Source organism: Pseudomonas sp. AC252, assembly GCF_979258105.1.
Genome location: NZ_OZ409837.1, coordinates 4,584,681 through 4,606,961, shown reverse-complemented (window position 1 = coordinate 4,606,961; position 22,281 = coordinate 4,584,681). Strand labels below are relative to the sequence as shown.

Below are 22,281 nucleotides of genomic sequence, written 5' to 3'. Positions count from 1 at the left end.
AACGCTACAACGACGCGACGCCCGTGTGTTTCGAGGCTCTGAAAGCACATTGGTTTCATTGGAGATATAGCGATTTCCAACGCGAGCCGATTCAGACGCCAATGAGGTGTTTGAGCGGGTGATAGCCGGTTTTCATTTTTGCAGCAACGTCAAGAATCGCTTTCTCGATTCCGTTGAGGTGCGTGCAGGTCAGCTCGATCGCGGCGCTCTGATTGCCGGCCTCGATGTACTCGAGCAGGCGCAGGTGTTCATCGTCGCGGCAGGCCTGGTGACTGTCGTCGTCGAGCGCGGCGGCATAAAGCGAGGCGCGCGAGATCAGTTTCTGGAACCAGTCGAGCAGCACCGGATTGTTCAGGCTGCGCGCCAGTTTGAGGTGGAATTCGCCAAGCAAGTGAATCAGCCGTTCATGGTCGCCGGCTGCATGGGCGGCGTCTTCCAGCAGCAAGTGCTCGCGCAGGTCCTGCAGGGCAACGGTGTCCTTGCGTCGGCACAGTTCGGTGACGATGCCGATTTCGATCAGCCGCCGGGTTTCGAACAGCGAACGCAGCTCTGCGTCACTGGGCAAAGAAACCGACGCGCCTTTGTTAGGCTCGGTCGTCACAAGGCCATCGGCCTCCAATTGCTTGAGCGCAGCCCGCACCGAGGTGCGGCTGACATTGAACAGCTCGGCCAGCGAGGCCTCGCCCAGCTTCATGCCGGGGCGCAACGAACGCTTGCTGATCGCCGCGTAAACCCCTTGGTAGACGCGGTCGACCGTGGTTTCCAGTTTCTTTTCGGTCATTCGAACACTCCTTCGGCGTCGGGCAATTCATCCTGGCAATGGCTGGCCATGGAGATTGATCGGATTCCCGTCCCCGTGTGAAGCGCAGAATATCTGCCTTCGGCCCAAAGGTGCAGCCTTTTGATTTATCTCGATTTTGAATAAACAGCCAAAACCTGTGGGAGCGAGCTTGCTCGCGAAGGCGTCGGTACATTCAACATCTGCATTGCCTGAACCACCGCTTTCGCGAGCAAGCTCGCTCCTTGTATGTTCCCCAGACACCAGCATGAATGAGATCTAAGCTCGCTGGTGCGACATACGAAGATGTGTTTCTGGGGGAGACCGATCGCTCCTTAAGGCAGGACTTGCTCCTGACCTTGTCTGTAGAGAGGTCCCCCCGCCTCATTGCCCACCACGAAGAGTATCGAGAAGCCGACGAGTCGGACTTCGCATTACAAGGTTGCAGTGGCATGAAGTTCGAGGTCAGGGGAACCAGGAAGCATTTTTAACTCAGTTCTCTTGGAGTTGAAAGCATGAACATGCACGTCGGTTTGGATGTGGGATCTCGCACTACAGCGATGGGCTGGCGCAATGGCGGCCGCTTTGCAGGTCAGTGCAATATCGACCAGACGCCGGCGGGGCGCAAGGCTGCTGTCGGCAAATTGCTTGAGCTCAAGCCGATATCTGTGGTGATGGAAGCCACCGGTATCTACTACCTGGACTTGGCCATGGAGCTCGCTGCGGCGGGTTTGCCAGTCTCGGTTATCAATCCGAAGAGTTTTCACAACTTTGCAAAGCTGATGCTGAAAAACAGCAAAACGGACGCAATCGATGCCCAATTATTAGCTGAATACGGCGAACGGATGAGCCCAAGGTTGTGGACGCCGCCCACTTCAATACAGCTTGAGCTGCGTGCTATCGGCCGCCACATCAATCGTTTGACAGGTCACCGCACCCGCGCCAAAAACGAGCTGCATGCGCTAAAAGCTACTCAAACAACACTCCCGATGCTGATTGAGGATGAAGAAGAGGCCATCAACGCCTTTGACAAACGAATCGAGCGTTTCCGTGTCGCTGGTCGGGCATTGATCGACAACTGCCCAATGTTGAGCGCCCAGTTTGGACACATGATTGCCGCTCCAGGCATGGGTGAGATCTCAGTATTTGCAGCGCTGGCTGAACTGACGACCTTACCGGTGACGCTTAAATCCGCGCAGGTTAGCCGCCATGCCGGACTCGATGTCCGACTCACGCAATCAGGAAGCAGCATTGATAAACCCGGCCGGATAAGTAAGGGCGGCAATGCCTATTTGCGCTCAGCGATGTACATGCCTGCGCTGACCGCCATACGTTGCGACCCGAACGTGAAAGCGTTTTACGAAGCGTTGGTGGCCCGAGGAAAGAGGAAGATGCAAGCTATCGTCGCAGTCATGCGCAAATACCTGACCGGACTATGGGCCTGCATGCAGGCCGGAGAAGACTTCGACACGGCCAAGCTTTTTAGCGGTAAACACGTCCAAAAAGCTTGACCGTGAACAGAGTATCTACAATGATCCGGGGCAAAGCCAACATCTTCAGCGCAACCCAAATCCCTGTGGGAGCGAGCTTGCTCGCGAAGGCGTCGGTACATTCACCATCGCCATCGCCTGGCCCACCGCTTTCGCGAGCAGACTCACTCCTACAATGATCCGGGGTAAAGCCAACATCTTCAGCGCAACCCAGATCCCTGTGGGAGCGAGCTTGCTCGCGAAGGCGTCGGCACATTCAACATCGTCATCGCCTGGCCCACCGCTTTCGCGAGCAGGCTCGCTCCCACAATGGATCGGGGTAAATCAACGATCTTCAGCGCAAATCCCTGTGGGAGCGAGCTTGCTCGCGAAGGCGTCGGTACATTCAACATCGTCATTGCCTGACACTGCGCTTTCGCGAGCAGGCTCGCTCCCACACTGATCCGGGGCCGATCAACCATCTTCATCGCAACCAAACCCCCTGTGGGAGCGAGCTTGCTCGCGAAGGCGGCGGCACAGTCAACATCGTCATCGCCTGACACTGCGCTTTCGCGAGCAGGCTCGCTCCCACAATGATCCGGGGCAAAGCCAACATCTTCAGCGCAACCCAAATCCCTGTGGGAGCGAGCCTGCTCGCGAAGGCGTCGGCACATTCAACATCGTCATTGCCTGACACTGCGCTTTCGCGAGCAGGCTCGCTCCCACACTGATCCGGGGCCGATCAACCATCTTCATCGCAACCAAACCCCCTGTGGGAGCGAGCTTGCTCGCGAAGGCGGCGGCACATTCAACATCGTCATTGCCTGACACTGCGCTTTCGCGAGCAAGCTCGCTCCTACACTGATCCGGGGCCGATCAACCATCTTCATCGCAACCAAAATCTCTGTGGGAGCGAGCCTGCTCGCGAAGGCGCTGGCACAGTCAACATCGTCATTGCCTGACACTGCGCTTTCGCGAGCAGGCTCGCTGCCACACTGATACGGGGCAGATCGACCATCTTCATCGCAACCAAAATCCCTGTGGGAGCGAGCCTGCTCGCGAAGGCGTCGGTACATTCAACATCGTCATCGCCTGACACTGCGCTTTCGCGAGCAGACTCACTCCTACAATAATCTGGGGTAAATCAACGATCTTCAGCGCAACCCAAATCCCTGTGGGAGCGAGCTTGCTCGCGAAGGCGTCGGTACATTCAACATCGTCATCGCCTGGCCCACCGCTTGCGCGAGCAGACTCACTCTCACATGGAATCAGTGGAAATCCCGGCTCTGCACGTGAATGCCATTGAGCAGTGGACTCAGGTCGCTCATGCGCCCGGCGATCAGGTGCCGCACATCGCCTTCGCGTTCCCAGCGGCCGTCGACCTTGAGCAATTGCGAACCCACCAGCACCTGTCGCTGACGCTCGGCGAGGTCACGCCAGACCACCACGTTGACGTTGCCGAACTCGTCTTCCAGGGTCACGAACGTCACGCCGCTGGCCGTACCGGGGCGCTGTCGGCCGGTGACCAGGCCGGCCACGCTGACCGGCCGGCCATGTTCGATATCCATCAATTCGCGCGAGCTTCGGCAACGCCGGGCCTGCAACTCGCCACGCAACAAGGCCAATGGATGTGGCCCCAGCGTCGTCCCCACCGTGGCGTAATCAGCGTGCAGGTCTTCGCCAACGCTGGGTTTGGGCAGGACGATTTTGACTTCTTCCTCGTTGGGCAGGCCGGCGAACAGGCCGAGTTGTTTCTGTACCCCGGCCACTTCCCAACGCGCGCGATGGCGATGCCCGGCCAGACCGCGCAAAGCGCCGGAGTCAGCCAGCAGGGCCTGCGCACGACTGTCGAGAGCGGCGCGCTCACCCAGGTCAGCGACATCGGCAAAGGCTCCGTGGCAGCGCGCGGCTTCGATGCGCCGCGCATCTTCTTCGCGAAAACCCTTGATCATGCGCAGGCCCATGCGAATCGCCGGCTGCCCGGCACTCAGCGGTTCGAGGCTGCAATCCCAGTCGCTGGCGCGCACGTCCACCGGACGGATCTGTAACTGGTGCCGGCGCGCGTCCTGCAGAATCTGGTCAGGGCTGTAGAAACCCATCGGCCAACTATTGATCAGCGCACAGGCGAACGCCGCCGGCTCGTGGCACTTGAGCCAGCAACTGGCGTAGGTCAGCAAAGCAAAACTGGCGGCATGGGATTCGGGGAAGCCGTAACTGCCGAACCCCTTGATCTGCTCGAAGATCTGCGCGGCAAATTCCGGCGTGTAGCCATTCTTTTTCATGCCGGCGGCAAGACGTTCCTTGTGCGGCTCCAGTCCGCCATGGCGTTTCCACGCCGCCATGGAACGGCGCAACTGATCGGCCTCCCCGGGGCTATAGTCGGCAGCGACGATGGCGATCTGCATGACCTGTTCCTGGAACAACGGCACGCCCAGGGTTCTTTCCAGCACGACTTTGAGCGCCGGCGATGGATAGGTTTCCGCCTCTTCGTTATTACGTCGGCGCAGATACGGATGAACCATGCCGCCCTGAATCGGCCCGGGACGGACAATCGCCACTTCGATGACCAAATCGTAGAAGGTCTTTGGCTTCAGGCGCGGCAGCATCGACATCTGCGCCCGCGACTCGATCTGGAACACGCCGACGGTATCGGCGCGGCTGATCATTTCGTAGGTCGGTTTGTCTTCGGGCGGGATTGTCGCGAGTGTCAGGTTCAGATCACGATGCCGGCGCAGCAGGTCGAAGCAGCGGCGAATCGCACTGAGCATGCCCAAGGCGAGAATATCCACCTTGAGCAGGCCGACCGCATCGAGATCGTCCTTGTCCCACTGAATGATGGTGCGGTCGGCCATTGCCGCGTTTTCGACCGGCACCAAGGTGTCCAGCGGCTGCTCGGAAATCACAAAACCGCCGGGATGCTGCGACAGGTGCCGGGGGAAGCCGATCAGTTGCCCGGTCAGGCTCAATACCCGGCGCAGCACCGGGCTGTCCGGATCGAAGCCACCTTCGCGCAAGCGTTCCAGCGGCGGCGTTTCATCACTCCAGCGCCCGCAGCAGTCGGCCAGCGCGTTGATCTGATCCGGCGGCAGGCCGAGAGCCTTGGCCACATCGCGCACGGCGCCGGTGGCGTGATAGGTGCTGACCACCGCCGTCAACGCCGCACGCCGCCGGCCGTAACGGTTGAACACGTATTGCAGGACTTCCTCGCGGCGCTCGTGCTCGAAATCAACATCGATGTCCGGCGGCTCATTGCGTTCCTTGGACATGAAGCGTTCGAACAATAGCGTGGTGCGGTCCGGGTCGATCTCGGTGATGCCCAAGGCAAAACACACCGCCGAGTTGGCTGCCGAACCACGGCCCTGACAGAGGATTTTCTGTGTGCGGGCAAAGCGCACCACGTCATGCACGGTGAGGAAGTAGCTTTCGTAGCCGAGTTCGGCGATCAATTGCAGCTCGTCATCGATCTGCTTGAGCACCTTGGCCTGAGGCCCTTTCGGCCAGCGCCAGGCAATGCCCTCCTCGGTCAGATGGCGCAACCAGGAACTGGCACTGTGACCAGCAGGTACCAGCTCTTTCGGGTACTGATAGCGCAGTTCGCTCAGATCGAAGGTGCAACGTCGGGCCAGTTTGACCGATTCCTCGAGCAAGGCCGGCGGATACAATTCGCGCAGCACATCAAGGCAACGCAAATGCCGCTCGCCGTTGGGATGCAGGCGCAAACCCGCTTCGGCCACGGGGACGTGATGACGGATCGCGGTCATGGTGTCCTGCAAGGCACGGCGCCCACGGGCGTGCATGTGCACATCGCCACTGGCCACGGCTGGAATCTGCAACTCAGCCGCCAGAGCCAACAATGCCGATAGTCGCTGCTGATCGTTCTGCCCGCGATGCAGTTGCACCGTGAGCCACAGGCGGTCGCCGAAGGTTTGTTTCAGCCAGCGCCCCTCTTCCCGGTCATCCACTGAATCCGGCACCCACAACACCAGCAAACCCGGCAGCGCTTCGGCGAAGTCTTCACGCAGGATTTGATACTGGCCTTTCTGTGTTCGGCGCCGGGCCTGGGTGATCAAGCCGCACAAGGCCTGATAACCAGCAAGGTTTTCCACCAGCAGCACCAGTTTCGGGCCGTTGTCGATGCGTATCTCGCTGCCGATGATCAACGGCAACTCAACGGACTTCGCCGCTTGCCAGGCACGGACGATTCCGGCCAGGGTACATTCGTCGGAGATCGCCAGCGCCTGATAGCCGTGCTTTTTCGCCCGTTGGAACAGCTCCAGCGCGCTCGAGGCTCCGCGCTGGAAACTGAAGTTCGACAGGCAATGCAGTTCGGCGTAATCGGCACTCATGCGAACCAGCCCTGCAGCCACAACGGACCGCCCTCACCCACGGCGCGCCAGGCCCAGCCTTGCTGACCGGCGCGGTTCTGGATCAGGTAATAATCACGCCGCACGTCACCGCCGTCCCACCAGCCGGATTCAATACGCTCCGGCCCCATGAGAATCCGCGCCGAGCCTTCCGGCACGCTTTGTGGTTCGTTGAGCAGCCAGCCCGGCCGCTGGACGTTGGGCAAACCGCTGCAAAGCTGTTTATCGGCAGCGTTCTGCCACGCGTATTCGGGGCGATGATCGGCCTGAAAGCGCAGCCCTTGCACAGCGTCATCACCCAACCGTGCGCGCAGGCGTTCGCGCAGTTGCTCCCAGGGCAAGGTTTGCTGCGGGCGGTCGTCGAACAGTTCCTGATACTGCGGAACGAAACTCGGCAGGTCTTCGGCGCGCAAGCGAAAACCACGCACCGGCGCCTCGACCTGGATTTGTTCCAGTCGCCCGCGTGCCAACTCAAAGAGCATCGCCGCATCACGCTCGGCACTGAGCAGGCCGACCTTGATCACCGTATCCGGCAGCCCGGCGTGTTCCAGAAGCAAATCGAAACGCTGCACGCCGCTGTCACGCCCGCAAAGGAACGCTGACAGGTCGCCGGTCAGACGCCGTAACGGGAACAACAAGGCCTGATGGGACTGCACGTCGTAATTCAGTTCGATGCGGATATCGAATCGGTCGGGCGGCAGATAGAACGCCAGCGCCAGAGGGCGTGCGCCGAACAGGGTGTCGAGGTGTTTGAGCATTTGTGCTTCGAAACGTCGGGCCAGTGCCTGGCGTGGCAGGCTTTGCACCTGACTGAGATTGCGCAGGCCCATGCGCGACAATGCCGTGGCGACATTCGGCTCCAGCCCGACACGATCAACCGGCAATTGCCCGAGATGATGCTGCAAGGCCTCGCCGTCCGGCACCACCAAGCCATCGTAGGCATTGGCCAGCACTCGCGCGGCCACCGGGTTCGGCGCGGCGACGATGCGGTGACGAAAGCCCAGGTCTTTCAACTCCTGGCGCAGGCGAGCTTCGAATTGCGGCCAGGTACCGAACAGGCCCAGGCTCGATTCGATCTCGAAGACCACGGTGCGCGGGTAATGCACGCTGACTTGCGCGCTGAAACGATAGGCCCACGCGGCGAGAAACTGTTGCCAGTGCGCAACCTCGGCCACCTCATAATCGGCGGTGGCAAAGCCTTTGCTCATGGCTTGCGCGGCGGTCATCGACATGCCGGGGCGCAGGCCCAGTTTGCGCGCCGCCGGATTCACCGCTTGCAGCACCCGGCGCTGGGCCGGGCCACTAAGCAGGACCAGCGGCTCCTCAGGGTCGGGCCGCTGACGCAGCACGGCATCGAGGGCCAATTGCGGAAACAGGATGCATACCCAGCGCATGACGATCAGTGCCCCACGGCAAACGCAATCGGCGCCGCACGTGCCAGCCCGCCACGGCACTTGAGCACGCGTAGCTGCGCCGGTCTGGCATCGATGGCTATGCGCAACGCTGCCGGTGACGGGTTGACCGCCTCGCTTAACGGGCGCCAGGCGAATGCCAGGGTCTGGCCGGTTTCCGCCGCCACCTGCAAACGCCGCAAGGCTCGGTCATCGGCCTTGTTCGGCCAGCACAGCACCGCGCCGCAACTGCCCGAGCGCAAACACTGCTCCGCCGCCCACAAGGCATCGCGTTCGCTGGCCTGAATCACAGACAACTGGCGCAAATCGACTCCGGCATTGGCCCACGCTTGTGGGTACGGCAAGAACGGCGGCGCCACCAGCACGATGCGCTCACCCGCCGCGGACAATCGCGCCAGGGTTGGCCAGACCAGCTGCAGCTCGCCGACACCGGGGCCGGCCAAGAGAATTTCGCTCAGCGCCGCTTCCGGCCAGCCGCCGCTGGGCAGGGCCGCGTCCAATGCCGCATGCCCGGTCGGCTGCGGGCTCGCCGAGGGTGGCGCAGGCCGGCCGCGCCAGACCTGGCCGCCATTGAACAGCGTATCCAGTGCAACGACGGCGCCCATCAGCCTTGCCTCACCAGACCACAGAACACACCTTCGATGGCCAGATCCTGATCATCACGCACGACAATCGGCTTGTACGCCGGGTTGCGCGGCAGCAGGCGCACCTCTTCACCCACCCGTTCGAAGCGTTTGATGGTGACTTCACCGTCCAGACGCGCAACGACGATCTGGCCGTTGAGCGCCTCGGGATTGCGTCGCACCCCGACCAGATCGCCGTCGAGAATGCCGTCTTCGATCATCGAGTCACCCTGTACCCGCAGCATGTAATCCGGGGTACGCGAGAACAGCGCCGGATCGAGCAGCAAACGGTTATGGATGTCGGCATCGGCGCCAATCGGTGCGCCGGCGGCCACGCGACCGAGTACGGGGATTTCCAGCAGCTCCGGACGCGGCGGCTGGCCAACCAGGCGAATGCCCCGGGCCTGATGCGGGTTGACCTCGATGAAACCGGCTTCGGTGAGCGCCAGCACATGCTTGCGCGCCACGCTGCGCGAGGCAAAACCAAAAGCCTCGCTGATTTCAGCGAGGCTTGGGGGCTGACCGTGCTCGGCGATGCGATCGCGGATAAACGTCAGAATGGCGGTACGGCGGGGAGTCAGGTTTGTCATGGAGTACATTTGTACTCCTGTAGGAATTTCCTGACAAGAACCGCCAGTCGGCGCAAGCCGACGCAGGCAGCTGCCGAAGGCTGCGATCTGATCGTTCCCACGCTCTGCGTGGGAATGCCTCAAGGGACGCTCCGCGTCCAGTGACGCGGAGCGTCACGGGCTGCATTCCCACGCGGAGCGTGGGAACGATCATCGGGTAAGGTCAGGAAGCCAGTTGCGCCAGGTACGCCCACGGGTAAATCCCGCGTTGATGCCCGTCGCTGAACACCAGTTGCACGCCATACCCCTGCGGGTTGACCTCGATCAGGCGCACGCGCTCATCAACCAGCGGCGTGACGCCGCGCAGGCGAAACGCGCGGCATTGCGAGCACGGGCATTGCTGGCGCAGATCGGCATGCTTGAGCAGTGATTCACGCCCGTCCGGCCAACTCAGGCGTAACGTGCGCTCACTTTGCGAGTTGCCCACCGACAGCGGGTTCATTGCAACTGACTCAACGCGATGCGTACGGCTTTGCGCACTTCCGGGTCGCCGTCGTCCTGCGCCGCCTGCAACGCGGCCACGGCGCCGCGATCGTTCAATTCACCGAGGGCCAGCGCAGCTTCCTTGCGCAGGTTGCTGATGCGGTGGCCGAGGGTTTCGATCAGCGCGTCCAGGGCCGGGACGAAGCGCAAGCGACCGAGACTGCGGGTGGCGCGCAGGCGCACCTGCCAGTAATCATCGCTCAGCGCATCGACCAAGGCCGGGCCGGCGTCGCTGTGACCGACCTTGCCCAGCGTGGTCGCAGCTTCTTCGCGCACTTGCCAGGCTGGGTCGCGCAACGCCTGGCGCAACGCCGGCAGCACTTCGGCGTCGCTGGCCAGACCGAGCGCGCCGGTGGCGGCGCGGCGCACTTCGGTGTCCGGGTCGTCGCTGGCCAGGCGCGCCAGGGCTGGCAGCGCGTCGAGCTGTTTGAGCCAGCCGAGCACACCGACCGCTTCGCGACGGACATTGGCATCAGCATCCTCCAACGCTGCGACGGCAGCCGGCGCGGCCTCGGCGAAGCGCAATTCGCGTAACGCCCGAAAGGCGGCGATGCGCACACTGACATCGGCATGGACGGTCCACGGCAGAATCACCCGCCCCGCCGCTGCTGTCTTGAGCAGGCTCAGGCTTTGCGCCGCCGCCGATTGCACAGCGGGCGACGGATCCGTCAGCGCCTCGCACAAGGCTTGCACAACCGCTTCGTCCTCCCACGCTTCGAGCAATCGCGCGGCTTCAGCGCGGACGTCCTCGGCGGGATCCTGCCGCAGCCGATCGACCAGCCAGAGCAAGCCATCCGGCTCCTCCAGATCGGCCAGATCAATCAGGGCAATGCGCCGCACGCCAGCGTCTTCAGCCGTCAGGCGCGGTTGCAGGGCGAGGATGTCTTCGTTGTCGGTTACAGCAAAAATAGAGGTCATAAGGCAAATCGCGGCAAAGGGTTTTCAGGAGGCAGGCCGAGCGGATTGAGGCGCGGCAGCGGTCGGTCGTTGTCGTGGCGCAGCAGGTCGAGGCAGTGGCGTTTGAGGCGAGCGAATTCCGGGCTGGTCACTAGTTCGCTGGTACGCGGGCGAGGGAAATCCAGACGCAGGTCTTCAATGATCCGCCCCGGTCGCGCGCTCATCACCAGCAAGCGATCAGCGAGAAACAGCGCCTCGTCAATGTCATGGGTGACGAAAACCACGGTGGTGCGGATGCGCGTCCAGATGTCCAGCAGCAATTCCTGCATGTTCAAGCGGGTCAGCGCATCCAGCGCGCCGAACGGCTCGTCCATCAGCAACAGGCGCGGGCGATTGACCAGCACCCGGGCGATCTCCACCCGCTGCTGCATGCCTCCGGAGAGTTGATCTGGCCAGCGCTCGGCAAAGCCTTCAAGGCCGACCAGTTTGAGGATTTCATCAGCCTCACGATGCCGCTCAGCCTTGCCGACGCCACGCATCTTCAGGCCGAAGGCGACGTTGTCGCGCACCGTGCGCCACGGGAACAGCGTGTGATGCTGGAACACCATGCCGCGCTGTGGTGATGGGCCGGCCACCTCGTTGCCGTCGACTTTCAGGCTGCCGGTGTTGGCGCTCAAGTGTCCGGCCAGGGCGCCGAGCAAGGTCGACTTGCCACAACCGGACGGGCCGAGAATACAGACGAACTGGCCGGGTTCGATCTGGCAATCGAGGCCCTGCACCGCTTCGAAAGCCTCGCGGCCCTGGCCGAGGACAATGGACAATTGGCGGATGTCGATCCGCCCTTCCGGGGTTTGCATCACGCTCATCAGGCTTTGCCTCGCGGTCGATGCCAAGGCGTGAACAAGCCGCCCAGGCATTTGATCAGCCAACTGCTGCCCATGCCCAACACGCCGATCAGGAGCATGCCGACGACAATGTCGGCGTAGTTCTGAATGGTGTAGGACTCCCAAGTGTAGTAACCGATGCCGTACTGCCCGGAGATCATTTCCGCCGTCACCAGACAGAACCACGAAGTGCCCATGCCGATCGCCAGGCCCGTGATGATGCTCGGTGCAGCGCCCGGCAGGATTACTTCCAAGAGAATCGCCCGACGCCCTGCCCCGAGGCTTTTCGCCGAAGCGATCAGGCGTGGATCGACGCCTTCGACGCCGTGCACGGTGTTGAGCAGGATCGGGAACAGCGCGCCGGTGAAGGTAATGAAGACCATCGACAATTCCGAGGACGGAAACATCAGGATCGCCAGCGGAATCCACGCCACGGCGGGGATCGGGCGCAGGACTTCCAATGGTGGGAGCAGAATGTCTTCGGCCCATTTCGACCGGCCGATGGCCAGGCCCAGGGCGATGCCGATGATCAACGCCGCCAGATAGCCGGCGAAGACGCGGCCGAGGCTGCTGCTCAAGTGCTGCCAGAGTTTTCCCGAGTCGCCCAGGCCCAGAGCGGCTTCGACGACGGCCAAGGGAGTTGGCACGTTGGCGAAGGTGACCAGGCCGAGGTTCCAGTGGTGGCTGGCGGCGAGCTGCCAGAAGAGTAGGCAGAGCAACAGAGAGCTCGTCCTCGGAATCCAGCGCAAACAGGATCGATACACAAATATTCCTCTCAACCAGATCCTACAGGGGGAATGCAGTGTTTTTTGGGGTTAGCGCACGGCAACGACCTGGGCAGTGGCATCGCTGAAATCGAACACCTTGCCACCCTGCGCCGCAGCGTATTGCTGGGCCTGGCCTTTGAGCAGAAATGCACTGAGGCGGCCCTTGGCATCGCTGGCAAACCACGCCTGTTCAGCGAGCAACTTGATCCCGCTGTCAGTGGCCTGCGCATACACCGCCCGAACGTTCTTGCCCTCCTGCTTCAACGCCGCCAGCGCGGTGAACGCCGCTTCAGCCGAGCCGTAACGGCGAATTTTTTCCTCGCCACGCACCCAGATTTCCGCGACATGGCTGACATCGGTGATGGCTTTGCCCGTCGTCGTATCCACGCCCGGCAATGGCGTTTGCGCGTAGTTGGCCAGTTGCGCGGTGTAATCGAGGTTCGAAGCCTTGAAGGCAGCGCGGATGTATTGGTCATCGATAAAGCTGTTCAGGTCGAGCCCACGATCGGCTTTCTTCAGCAGCTTCAAGGTATCGATAGCGGTGCCAACGGCCTGGCGGTATTCAGGCTTCCAGCTCAGGTCGCGAGTCTGCACCCCGAGTGGGCCGTGGAACAGATAGTTGACCTCGGCATCGACCCCGGTGACTTTGGCGATCAGTTCGCTGTACTTCTCCGGTTCGGCGGCGAGCAGTTGGTTGGCTTCGATGCTCGCGCGCAGGTAGGCGACGACGATTTCCGGGTACTTTTTGGCGTAGGCCTGATCGACCAATGCGCCATGGAAAGTCGGCGCGTTGGCCTGAGCGCCGTCGTAGATCTTGCGGGCGAAACCACGGCTCGGGAACAGCTCGGCGAACGGTACGAAATCGGCGTGGGCGTCGATCTTGCCGGCCTGCAATGCCGAGCCGGCGACTTCCGGTGGCTGGGCGATGATGTTGACATCCTTGAGCGGATCCCAGCCCTGCTCTGCCACAGCACGCAGCAACATGCCGTGGGCGGTGGAGGCGAACGGCACCGAGATGGTCTTGCCCTTGAGCTCACTCAAGCTCTGCACGGCCGAGGCGCTCGGCACGACAATGCCGTTACCGCTGCCCTTGATGCTGCCCGACAGCACGCTGATGAACAGGCTGTGCTTGCCCGCCGTTTCGAACGCCACACCGTTGAACGCACCGGGGAAATCGGCCATGGCGCCGAAGTCGAGCTTGCCGGCGACCATCTCGTTGGTCAGCGGCGCGCCACTGGTGAAGTTCTTCCACTGCACATCGTACTTCGCGTCTTTGTAGACGCCGTCGTGGGGCAGGTATTTTTCCAGCAGACCCAGTTCACGGATCAACAGGCCACCGGCGGCGCAGTTGATGGTGGTGTCCTGAGTGCCGATGGCGATGCGGATGGTTTCGGCCGAGGCCGACAAGGTGAATGAGGCCAGTAGCAGACCGGCAAGTGCTGCACGCAACATGAGTGTTTCCCCTCGAATCATTGGTTTGAAGTTCGTCTCCGCCGCGATCAGGGCGCGGTGGGAAACGAGGGGTTTGGGTGAATCGAGCGTCCGGGGTTTCCGGGTAGCTAATGGCTTGCCACACCATTGAATGTGAGAAACCTTTGTGGGAGGGGGCTTGCTCCCGAATGCGTTTTTTCAGTCAAGGGTGATGCCAGCAATGCCGGCCTCTTCGGGAGCAAGCCCCCTCCCACCTTCGACCGGGTTTCAACGCAGGAGATAAGGGATGTCGACCTTCACCGCCCCCGTCGGGCAATCCTTCTCGCACGGCATGCAGTACCAGCATTCATCGAACGCCATGTAGGCCTTTTGCGTGGCCGGGTTGATCGCCAGCAGGTCCATCGGGCAGACGTCGACGCACACCGTGCAGCCCTTTTCCGCGATGCATTTGTCCTCGTCGACGGTGACCGGGGCATTGGAGCGGAAGAAGATTTCCTGAGCTTGATAAGCCATGGTTCGGACTCTCTGAAAAATGATGTCTCAAGCGGCGAAGGCGCCGACCCGCAGGCGGTCATAGGCCTGCATTTCCTCGGCGTCGAGCGGGATGATGTAGGGCTCGACGGCCTTCTTGAAACTGGTCATCTTGCCGTCTTCGCCCTTCTTCAGATGACAATGGCAGAACCAATCGGCGTCGTTGCGCTGCGGATGATCGACGCGATAGTGGTACAGGCCCCAGCGGCTTTCGGCGCGGAACAACGAAGCGCGGGCGGCCATTTCGGCGCAGTCGCGGATCACGCTGGTTTCCATCGCACGCATCAGTTCGTGAGCGTTGTTGGCCTTCATCTGCTCAAGATCGCGCTCGATGTCGCTGAAGCGTTGCAGCCCGATCTGCATTTTCTTGGTCACTTTCGGCGGTTGCAGGTAGTCGTTGACGAAGCGCCGCAGCTTGTACTCGACCTGCGCCGGCGGCAGTCCGTCGGCGCGATCGAGTGGCGCATAGACCCGGGCTTTCTCCTTGGCGATCTGTTCGCTGTCCAGCGCAGAAAAATCGCGCCCGGCGACGAAGTCTGCGGCGTTGTGCCCGGCGAACCAGCCGTAAGTGAACGCGCCAAGCATGTAGTTGTGCGGCACTGCAGCCATGTCGCCGGCCGAGTACAAGCCTTTGACCGAAGTCTCGGCACGCTCGTTGACCCACACGCCTGACGCCGAGTGACCGCTGCAAAAACCGATTTCCGAAATGTGCATTTCAACCATCTGCGTGCGGTAGTCGGTGCCGCGATTGGCGTGGAACTGGCCACGGCTCGGACGCTCGTTGCTGTGCAGGATTTCTTCGATGTTCTGGATGGTTTCCTCGGCCAGGTGATCGAGTTTCAAAAACACCGGACCGTTGCCGCTTTCCAGTTCCTGGTGAAATTCCCACATCATCTGCCCGCTCCAGTAGTCGCACTCGATGAAGCGTTCGCCCTTGTTGTTGGCGGTGTAGCCACCCAGCGGGCCGGTGACGTAGGCACAGGCCGGGCCGTTGTAATCCTTGATCAACGGGTTGATCTGAAAGCACTCGAGATTGGCCAGTTCGGCGCCGGCGTGATAGGCCATCGCGTAGCCGTCGCCCGCATTGGTCGGGTTTTCGTAGGTGCCCATGAGGTAGCCCGACGACGGCAGGCCGAGACGTCCGGCTGCGCCGCAGGCGAGGATCACCGCTTTGGCCTTGATCACATGGAAGTCGGCAGTGCGGCAATCGAAACCCATCACACCGTTGACCGCGCCCTCCTCGTCGGTCAGCAAACGCGTGCAGACCAGGCGATTGGTGATGCTCACCCGCGCACGTTTCAACTGCCGATACAGAACTTTCTTGATGTCGTGCCCTTCCGGCATTGGCAGTACATAAGCGCCCATGTGGTGAACCTTTTTCACCGCGTAGTCACCGGTTTCGTCCTTCTCGAACTTCACGCCCCAGCGGTCGAGTTGTTCGATGGTTTCAAAACTGTGCGTCGCATAGGCGTAGACCGCGGCCTGATTGACGATGCCGTCGTTGGCGATGGTGATTTCCTTGGTGTACTGCTCCGGCGTGGAATGCCCCGGGATGATCGCGTTGTTCAAACCGTCCATGCCCATGCTGATCGCGCCGCTGCGTTTGACGTTGGCCTTGTCGACCAGCAGCACGCGCAAATCGCGGTTCTTCTCTTTGGCCTTGATCGCCGCCATCGGCCCGGCCGTACCACCGCCAATCACAACGATGTCGTATTCCTGTTCTAGAACGTTACGGGTCATGCCTGCTCCCCTTTTTGCCGGTCGATCCGCAGGCGGTACTGGAACGCATCGCCACGGTAATAAAGGTGTTCGAAGTCCAGCGGCTGGCCTAGGGCGTCGTGGGTCAGACGCTCGATGCGCATGATCGGCGAGCCCGCTTCGACGTTGAGCGCCTGGGTCAGGTCGCTGTCGGCCAGCACCGCGTCGATGGCCAGATCGGCGTGGCCGAGGGCAATGCCGCAGTCGTTTTCCAGGATCAGAAAGATGTCGCGGGTAACCAGATCGGCCTTCTCCAGCCGCTCGCCGACGGCTTTGGGCAGGTAGGTGATTTCCAGCGAGATCGGCTCGCGGTTGATCAGGCGCACGCGTTTGATCTGCGCGACGATCTCGCCTTCGGTCACTTGCAGACGCTCGGCCACGCGCTTGTCGGCCGGAATGAATTTGAAACTGCGCAGGCGGTTGATCACCTCGTAGCCGCGCCCGGTCATCGACTCGGCGAGGCCTTGCAGGCTGCTGACGTTTTGAAAGGTTTTCGGCTTGGCAACGAAGGTACCCTTACCGTGGATCTTGAAGATCAGCCCTTCCTTTTGCAGATCACCCAGTGCCTGGCGCACGGTGATGCGGCTGACTTTGAACAGCGCGCCCAGTTCGCTTTCGGAAGGCATCTGGCTGTCTTGCGGGTATTCACCGTCGAGAATCCGCGCACGCAAGACATCACGCAGTTGGGTGTGCAGCGGAACGCTACTGAGGGAGAGAACGTTATCGGTCATCGCGGGATCACTTGTTATAACGAGTTATGACGTGATCTTAGAGTTGTTATGACGAGATTGAGAAATATTGTTTGGGCATAACCTTAGATGCGTGTTGCGCTGGCAAAATCTGTGGGAGCGAGCCTGCTCGCGAAAGCGGTGTGTCAGTCACCAAAATACTGACTGACAGGATGCTTTCGCGAGCAGGCTCGCTCCCACAAGCGGTCGTGGTCTACTCAGCGTTTGAGTATCTGATCCATGACCCAGTCGGACTTGACGGCTTGCTCGGCCACGGCGGGGTGCTGTGATTCACCCCGAATATGCGCATTCATCCCCAGCACGTGATGCCACTGGATATGTTCGTGATGGGCAATTTCCAGGCTGATTTGCTCATCGGCAAACAGCTGCACCGGATGCTCGTCGAACACGGAAAAACCGATGCGTCCCTTGCTGCCAATAATCTCGACACGGTCCTCACGCCGGTCCGCAACAAAGTTCCAGCAACCCATGCCCAGCGCCCCGGAGGCGAATCGCCAAGTGGCGCTGACCGCATCTTCCGCCGCGTACAGACCTGCCTGACGCGCGGTGAAACCGGCGACTTCAACGATGTCGCCAAGCAGATACTGGAACAGGTCCAGGCCATGGCTGGCCAAGTCGGCAAAGTAGCCGCCGCCGGCCACCGCCGGATCGGTACGCCAATTCTCCCGACCTTCAAGATCAGCCGGCGACGGCGCTTTGGTCAGTGTCCAGCTCAGATGGCGGACATCACCGATGCGCCCCTCCTCCAGCCATTGCCGTACCTGGGCAAAGCGCGGCAGCGAGCGGCGGTAATAGGAGACGAACAAGTGCAGACCGGCAGCGACAAACGCTTGCTGCATCTCGCGGCTTTGCCCGGCGTTGAGCGCCATGGGCTTTTCCACGCAGCAATGCTTGCCGGCGGCGGCGACTTTCAGGCTGTAGGCGTGGTGGCTGTCGGGCGGTGTGGCGATGTACACCGCGTCGACTTCGGGATCGTTGATCAGCGCATCGACGTCGGTATAGACGCGGCTGATGCCATGGCGCGCGGCGTAATCGGTCACCGCTTCAGGGCGTCGGCCCATCACCGCGACGAGCGCCGAACCGGGGGCCTTGTAGAAGGCCGGCCCGCTCTTGCGTTCAGCGACGCTGCCGCAACCGATCATGCCCCAGCGCACCACGTTCATAGGCAGTCCTCAGCCGATGCGCAACGCGCGCAGATCAAGGCGTCCGTCCTTGAGTGGCGGACACCAGTAGTAACCGCCGGTGATTGGTCGGCTGATCTGGTACAAGCCATCGGCGATACCGTCCTCCAGACCGCTCATGCGCCGCAGTTGCGCTTCGAAGGCATCCAGCGAGAAACCGAAAGCGAGGAACATCAAACCAGCGCGATCGCCTTCGATCCACGGCATCGAACGGCGCACAACGAACGCTTCCGGCGCGAAGCTCTCCTGCGCGGTGCGTTTGACGTGGGCGGAAATCGGCGCGTCGTCGATTTCTTCGTTATCGCTCAAGCGCCGCCCCATGATGTCGTCCTTGGCGCCGGCAGACAGGCGATGAAAACCCTTGAGGTCGTGCTGCCATTGCTGGATCGCGGCGAAGCTGCCGCCGACCAGTCCGTCAGCGCCGGAGCTTAGCAGCGCGGCGGCGACGGCGGCGTCATCGTAGGGGTTTTCCGTACCGTCCTCGTACCCGGTGAGGTCGTGGCCGTCCATGTGGCGGAAGGCTTCCTGCATCTCGACCAGACGCAAGGCCGGGGCCAGCGCGGCTTCAATAGCGTTGCAACGGTTGAGCAACTCACCCCGGTCGACACCGTGCAACCAGATCCACAGGGCATGCTGGGTCGACGGGTTGTTCACGCCCACGCCGGTCAGCGCCGGGAAGCTGCGCAGGCCGGCGATTTCGACATTCAGCGCCTTGGTCAACGACTCACCAAAACCGAGCACCGCCGACTTGCCATCCACCAGCATCAGCAGGCTGTCGATCGCTTGCGGCAAGGCTTCAACCGACGCCATGGCGAAAAACAGATGACGTGCTTGCGCAGGAACAGGGTGGCGAGAATGCCCGGCTGGTAGTAACTCATGTGAACTCCTTGAAAAAGTGCGCGGAGTTTACCTGTAGCCGGATGGTTTGTGTGGGTGGCGAGAGCGTCGTCGTTCAGCGTTCGACGCCTTCGATCAAGGCCTTCAAAGCCAGCGCATCGGCCGTGGCAGCGCCGCTGGCGGTGTTGTCGAAGATGCACCAGATGTCTTTGCCTTCAGCCTTCGCGCTCTGCAGGTTCTGAGCAAGCTGCTGCAAATAAGCCGCGTCATAAGCGCTGTGATAAATCCGTGGCGAGCCGTGCAGGCGCCAATACTGCAGGCCTTGCCAGCCACCCGGCGCGGTGTCGGTGCTGATCCGCGAGGGATCGACCACCGCCTGGGCAATCTGCAGGTCCACCAGCATGGCCTCAGCGCCCGTCCAGGATTCGTGTCGCGGCTCCAGCACCACGCGGCCTTGAAAAAGCTCGCGCAAGGTCCGGAAGAAAGCCTCGGCTACCGGCGCCTCAAACGCCAGTTTCGGTGGCAGTTGCACCAGCAGGCAGCCGAGTCGATCACCCAAGCCCTGGCACTGTCCGAGAAACTCATCGAGCGCGGCCGCGCTGCCCGCCAGCCGTTGCTCGTGGGTAATGAGCTTCGGCACTTTCACTGCGAAGCGAAAGTCCGGCGCCACCGAGTCGGCCCAGCGTTCGTAGGTCTGACGGCGATGCGGGCGGTAGAACGAGCTGTTGATCTCCACACAGTTGAAGCGCGCGGCGTAGCGTTGCAGGTGCGTGCCCTCGGCGGGGAATGCCGGCCAGTGCTCGCGAGCGAGACTCCAGCCGGCGCAACCGATGTAGAGGGTTGAATCGTTCAAGCGCACACCGTCATTTCTTCCCGGGCAACACGGCGCCCAGTACCTGCTTGGCGGTCTGCACGATCACCCCGGCTTCGTCCGGATCGCCCTTGAGCAGGGTCGTGGCGAATTTCTTCGCTTGCTCAAGCTTGATGTGCGGTGGCAGCGGCGGCACGTTCGGGTCGGTCTTGAACTCGATCAGCACCGGCACTTCCGAGGCGAGTGCCTGTTCCCACGCAGCGGCGACCTCTTCCTCGCGATCAACGAAAATGCCCTTGAGGCCAATGGAGATCGCGAACAGGTGATATGGCACGTCCGGGATGCTCTGCGACGCTTCGAACTTCGGATCGCCCTCCATCACCCGCTGCTCCCAGGTGACTTGGTTGAGGTCTTCATTGTTGAACACCGCGCAGATCCATTTGGGGCTTTGCCACTGGCGCCAGTATTTGGCGACGGTGATCAGCTCGGCCATGTTGTTCATCTGCATCGCGCCGTCGCCGACCAGGGCAATGACCGGGCGTTCCGGGTAAGCAAATTTCGCCGCGATCGCATAGGGCACCGCCGCGCCCATCGAGGCCAGGCCACCGGACAACGAACATTTCATGCCGCGACGGATTTTCAGATCGCGGGCGAACCAGTTGGCGCAGGAGCCGGAGTCGCTGGTAATGATGGCCTGCTCGGGCAAACGCGGTGACAACTCATAGACCACCCGTTGCGGATTGACCGGATCGGCTTTGGCCATGGCGCGTTTTTCCAAGGTTTTCTCCCAACTGCTGCGCCAGCCTTCGATCTTCTTGCGCCATTTGTTCGAGGTCTTCTGTTCCAGCAGCGGCAGCAACGCGGCGAGGGTTTCTGCTGAATCGCCGACCAGATTGACCTCCATCGGATAACGCAGGCTGAGCATGTCCGGCTGCAGATCGATCTGAACGCCGCGCGCCTGGCCTTCCTTGGGCAGAAATTCGGAATACGGGAAGCCCGATCCGATCATCAGCAAGGTGTCGCACTCGCTCATCAGCTTGTAGCTGGGCTCGGTGCCGAGCAGGCCGATGCTGCCGGTGACCCACTGCAAATCATCGGGCAATGCGGCTTTGCCCAGCAGCGCTTTGGCGACACCGGCGCCGAGTTTTTCTGCCACGGCGATGACTTGATCAGTCGCCTCCAGCGCACCGGCACCGACCAGAATCGCGACTTTCTCGCCGCTGTTCAGTACCTCGGCGGCGCGTTGCAGATCGGCTACATACGGAACGACTTTCGGCTTGCTGTAACCGACGCCGGAATGCGCGGTGCCATGGGCGCGCGCCGGTTGTTCGTAAGGCAGATCCTGCAAGTCGTTGGGCAGAATCAGCGCGGTGACGCGGCGCTCGCCGACAGCGGTACGCACCGCGCGATCAAGCAGATGGCGCACTTGCGACGGCGCCGAAGCCTGCTGCACGAACGCGCCGGCAACATCCTTGAACATCGACACCAGATCCAGCTCTTGCTGGTAGTGACTGCCCAGCGCCGTGCGCGCCTGCTGACCGACGATGGCCAGCACCGGCATGTGGTCCATGCGCGCATCGTAGAGGCCGGTGATCAAGTGCGAAGCGCCGGGACCGGAGGTGGCGATGCACACGCCCAGCTCGCCGGTGAACTTGGCGTGGGCCGAGGCCATGAACGCAGCCATTTCCTCGTGCCGTGCCTGGACGAATTCGATCTTGCCCTTGGCCCGGCTCATGGCGCCGAACACGCCGTTGATGCCATCGCCCGGATAGCCAAAAATTCGTGTCACGCCCCATTCGCTGAGCCGTTCAACCAGAAAATCCCCTACTGTCATCGTCATCTTGACCCTCGCCATTTGCCGGTGCATGGACATGTAAGGGTCTGGACAGCCCGCTTAGCGATGAAGTTTCGATGGATTGTGTGGGCATGGGCCCTGGCCCCATGTTTACGCAGCCATGATTTTTTGAGGCGAGTGCCCTGCCCTGCGGTCGATTGAGAAATGATCGAAGGAGAATGGGCCATGACTGAAGTACAAACCCTGCTGCTCGAACGCCATGACTGGGTACCGAACAATCCGCGTTTGCCGGTGCTGATCTATCGCAGCGCGATTGCCGTTGAAGGCGACGATCCGGCGGCGCGCTTCGAGCAGACGTTCGGCGCCAACGGCTGGCCGGCGCAGTGGCGCTACGGCATTTATGACTATCACCACTACCACACCGAAGGCCATGAAGTGCTTGGCGTGGCGGCCGGTCAGGCGCGGTTGATGTTGGGAGGGCCTGATGGGCAAGTGGTCGACGTCAGTGCCGGGGATGTATTGCTGCTGCCGGCCGGGACCGGGCACTGCAATCTGGGCTCGAGCGAGGATTTTCTGGTGGTAGGTGCTTATCCGCCGGGGCAGCAGGCGGATATCTGCCGGGCCGCGCCGAGTGATGCGCAGTTGGCGCGGATCGAGGGGCTGGCGTTTCCTGAGACCGATCCGGTGCAGGGAGTCGGGGGTGCGGTTGGGCAGTATTGGAGCCGTTAGGCGCGGCGACCCTGCCGACGCTTTCGCGAGCAGGCTCGCTCCCACGGGAGATTTGTGCCTGACTCCGAACCTGTGGGAGCTGGCTTGCCAGCGATTGCGGTGGGTCAGCCAATATTGATGCTGGATGTGCCGCCGTCATCGCTGGCAAGCCAG

Annotated in this window: 18 protein-coding genes and 1 pseudogene; 2 read left to right on the top strand and 17 right to left on the bottom strand. The window is 61.7% G+C overall.

Features of this window, described 5'->3' with window-relative positions; all coding sequences use genetic code 11:
• Positions 1 to 91: 91 nt before the first annotated feature.
• Positions 92 to 781: a GntR family transcriptional regulator gene (locus tag ACZZZ4_RS21175; RefSeq protein WP_415762676.1), complete on the bottom strand. Its 690-nt coding sequence runs from the start codon at positions 779 to 781 to the stop codon at positions 92 to 94.
• A gap of 512 nt (positions 782 to 1,293) precedes the next feature.
• On the opposite strand from ACZZZ4_RS21175, the gene ACZZZ4_RS21170 reads away from it, so the two are divergent.
• A complete protein-coding gene (locus ACZZZ4_RS21170) occupies positions 1,294 to 2,289 on the top strand; it encodes an IS110 family RNA-guided transposase (protein ID WP_310408833.1) in 996 nt (331 codons plus the stop codon).
• Between the two features lie 1,226 nt (positions 2,290 to 3,515).
• Here ACZZZ4_RS21170 and ACZZZ4_RS21165 read toward each other — a convergent pair.
• The 16 genes and pseudogenes from ACZZZ4_RS21165 to ACZZZ4_RS21090 all read right to left on the bottom strand — a co-directional run bounded on the left by ACZZZ4_RS21165 (position 3,516) and on the right by ACZZZ4_RS21090 (position 21,444).
• Entirely contained in the window at positions 3,516 to 6,593 is a 3,078-nt protein-coding gene (locus tag ACZZZ4_RS21165; RefSeq protein ID WP_463548679.1) for an error-prone DNA polymerase, read from the bottom strand.
• Positions 6,590 to 8,005, bottom strand: a complete 1,416-nt coding sequence (locus ACZZZ4_RS21160) for a Y-family DNA polymerase (RefSeq protein WP_310405027.1) — start codon at positions 8,003 to 8,005, stop codon at positions 6,590 to 6,592. Before ACZZZ4_RS21160 ends, ACZZZ4_RS21165 begins: the two co-directional genes overlap by 4 nt.
• A 5-nt stretch (positions 8,006 to 8,010) precedes the next feature.
• Positions 8,011 to 8,628, bottom strand: a complete 618-nt coding sequence (gene imuA, locus ACZZZ4_RS21155) for a translesion DNA synthesis-associated protein ImuA (protein ID WP_463548678.1) — start codon at positions 8,626 to 8,628, stop codon at positions 8,011 to 8,013.
• Complete coding sequence (gene lexA, locus ACZZZ4_RS21150) at positions 8,628 to 9,245, bottom strand: transcriptional repressor LexA (protein ID WP_463548677.1); 618 nt, start codon at positions 9,243 to 9,245, stop codon at positions 8,628 to 8,630. The genes imuA and lexA overlap by 1 nt, the downstream gene beginning before the upstream one ends.
• A 193-nt stretch (positions 9,246 to 9,438) precedes the next feature.
• Positions 9,439 to 9,717, bottom strand: a complete 279-nt coding sequence (locus ACZZZ4_RS21145) for a DUF971 domain-containing protein (protein ID WP_415762681.1) — start codon at positions 9,715 to 9,717, stop codon at positions 9,439 to 9,441.
• A complete protein-coding gene (locus ACZZZ4_RS21140; RefSeq protein ID WP_463548676.1) occupies positions 9,714 to 10,676 on the bottom strand; it encodes a HEAT repeat domain-containing protein in 963 nt (320 codons plus the stop codon). The genes ACZZZ4_RS21145 and ACZZZ4_RS21140 overlap by 4 nt, the downstream gene beginning before the upstream one ends.
• Positions 10,673 to 11,521 carry an ABC transporter ATP-binding protein gene (locus ACZZZ4_RS21135; RefSeq protein ID WP_415762683.1) on the bottom strand — a complete coding sequence of 283 codons (849 nt, stop codon included), beginning with the start codon at positions 11,519 to 11,521 and terminating at the stop codon, positions 10,673 to 10,675. The genes ACZZZ4_RS21140 and ACZZZ4_RS21135 overlap by 4 nt, the downstream gene beginning before the upstream one ends.
• A complete protein-coding gene (locus ACZZZ4_RS21130; protein ID WP_463548675.1) occupies positions 11,521 to 12,303 on the bottom strand; it encodes an ABC transporter permease in 783 nt (260 codons plus the stop codon). The genes ACZZZ4_RS21135 and ACZZZ4_RS21130 overlap by 1 nt, the downstream gene beginning before the upstream one ends.
• Positions 12,304 to 12,354: 51 nt before the next feature.
• A complete protein-coding gene (locus ACZZZ4_RS21125) occupies positions 12,355 to 13,758 on the bottom strand; it encodes an ABC transporter substrate-binding protein (RefSeq protein ID WP_463548674.1) in 1,404 nt (467 codons plus the stop codon).
• 246 nt (positions 13,759 to 14,004) lie between these two features.
• Entirely contained in the window at positions 14,005 to 14,250 is a 246-nt protein-coding gene (locus ACZZZ4_RS21120) for a 4Fe-4S dicluster domain-containing protein (RefSeq protein WP_003225615.1), read from the bottom strand.
• Between the two features lie 27 nt (positions 14,251 to 14,277).
• On the bottom strand, positions 14,278 to 16,008 hold the full coding sequence (locus ACZZZ4_RS21115) for a fumarate reductase/succinate dehydrogenase flavoprotein subunit (RefSeq protein ID WP_463548673.1): 1,731 nt from the start codon (positions 16,006 to 16,008) through the stop codon (positions 14,278 to 14,280).
• Positions 16,005 to 16,757, bottom strand: coding sequence for a GntR family transcriptional regulator (locus ACZZZ4_RS21110; RefSeq protein WP_039758705.1), 753 nt, complete (start codon positions 16,755 to 16,757; stop codon positions 16,005 to 16,007). Before ACZZZ4_RS21110 ends, ACZZZ4_RS21115 begins: the two co-directional genes overlap by 4 nt.
• 215 nt (positions 16,758 to 16,972) lie before the next feature.
• Entirely contained in the window at positions 16,973 to 17,938 is a 966-nt protein-coding gene (locus ACZZZ4_RS21105) for a Gfo/Idh/MocA family protein (protein ID WP_463548672.1), read from the bottom strand.
• A gap of 9 nt (positions 17,939 to 17,947) precedes the next feature.
• Positions 17,948 to 18,834, bottom strand: a pseudogene (locus tag ACZZZ4_RS21100) (Dyp-type peroxidase).
• A gap of 74 nt (positions 18,835 to 18,908) precedes the next feature.
• A complete protein-coding gene (locus ACZZZ4_RS21095) occupies positions 18,909 to 19,646 on the bottom strand; it encodes a DUF72 domain-containing protein (RefSeq protein WP_463548671.1) in 738 nt (245 codons plus the stop codon).
• 10 nt (positions 19,647 to 19,656) lie between these two features.
• Positions 19,657 to 21,444 carry a thiamine pyrophosphate-requiring protein gene (locus ACZZZ4_RS21090; protein WP_039758713.1) on the bottom strand — a complete coding sequence of 596 codons (1,788 nt, stop codon included), beginning with the start codon at positions 21,442 to 21,444 and terminating at the stop codon, positions 19,657 to 19,659.
• Positions 21,445 to 21,624: 180 nt separating this feature from the next.
• Between ACZZZ4_RS21090 and ACZZZ4_RS21085 the strand changes: the two genes are divergently transcribed.
• Complete coding sequence (locus tag ACZZZ4_RS21085; RefSeq protein WP_463548670.1) at positions 21,625 to 22,128, top strand: cupin; 504 nt, start codon at positions 21,625 to 21,627, stop codon at positions 22,126 to 22,128.
• The last annotated feature ends 153 nt before the right edge of the window (positions 22,129 to 22,281 follow it).

Coding starts and splice junctions, on each gene's coding strand:
- ACZZZ4_RS21165 (WP_463548679.1), bottom strand. CDS start 6,593: ATGAGTGCCGATTACGCCGAACTGCATTGCCTGTCGAACTTCAGTTTC.
- ACZZZ4_RS21120 (WP_003225615.1), bottom strand. CDS start 14,250: ATGGCTTATCAAGCTCAGGAAATCTTCTTCCGCTCCAATGCCCCGGTC.
- ACZZZ4_RS21105 (WP_463548672.1), bottom strand. CDS start 17,938: ATGAACGTGGTGCGCTGGGGCATGATCGGTTGCGGCAGCGTCGCTGAA.
- imuA (WP_463548678.1), bottom strand. CDS start 8,628: ATGGGCGCCGTCGTTGCACTGGATACGCTGTTCAATGGCGGCCAGGTC.
- lexA (WP_463548677.1), bottom strand. CDS start 9,245: ATGTACTCCATGACAAACCTGACTCCCCGCCGTACCGCCATTCTGACG.
- ACZZZ4_RS21160 (WP_310405027.1), bottom strand. CDS start 8,005: ATGCGCTGGGTATGCATCCTGTTTCCGCAATTGGCCCTCGATGCCGTG.
- ACZZZ4_RS21145 (WP_415762681.1), bottom strand. CDS start 9,717: ATGAACCCGCTGTCGGTGGGCAACTCGCAAAGTGAGCGCACGTTACGC.
- ACZZZ4_RS21115 (WP_463548673.1), bottom strand. CDS start 16,008: ATGACCCGTAACGTTCTAGAACAGGAATACGACATCGTTGTGATTGGC.
- ACZZZ4_RS21135 (WP_415762683.1), bottom strand. CDS start 11,521: ATGAGCGTGATGCAAACCCCGGAAGGGCGGATCGACATCCGCCAATTG.
- ACZZZ4_RS21090 (WP_039758713.1), bottom strand. CDS start 21,444: ATGACGATGACAGTAGGGGATTTTCTGGTTGAACGGCTCAGCGAATGG.
- ACZZZ4_RS21110 (WP_039758705.1), bottom strand. CDS start 16,757: ATGACCGATAACGTTCTCTCCCTCAGTAGCGTTCCGCTGCACACCCAA.
- ACZZZ4_RS21175 (WP_415762676.1), bottom strand. CDS start 781: ATGACCGAAAAGAAACTGGAAACCACGGTCGACCGCGTCTACCAAGGG.
- ACZZZ4_RS21125 (WP_463548674.1), bottom strand. CDS start 13,758: ATGTTGCGTGCAGCACTTGCCGGTCTGCTACTGGCCTCATTCACCTTG.
- ACZZZ4_RS21085 (WP_463548670.1), top strand. CDS start 21,625: ATGACTGAAGTACAAACCCTGCTGCTCGAACGCCATGACTGGGTACCG.
- ACZZZ4_RS21170 (WP_310408833.1), top strand. CDS start 1,294: ATGAACATGCACGTCGGTTTGGATGTGGGATCTCGCACTACAGCGATG.
- ACZZZ4_RS21140 (WP_463548676.1), bottom strand. CDS start 10,676: ATGACCTCTATTTTTGCTGTAACCGACAACGAAGACATCCTCGCCCTG.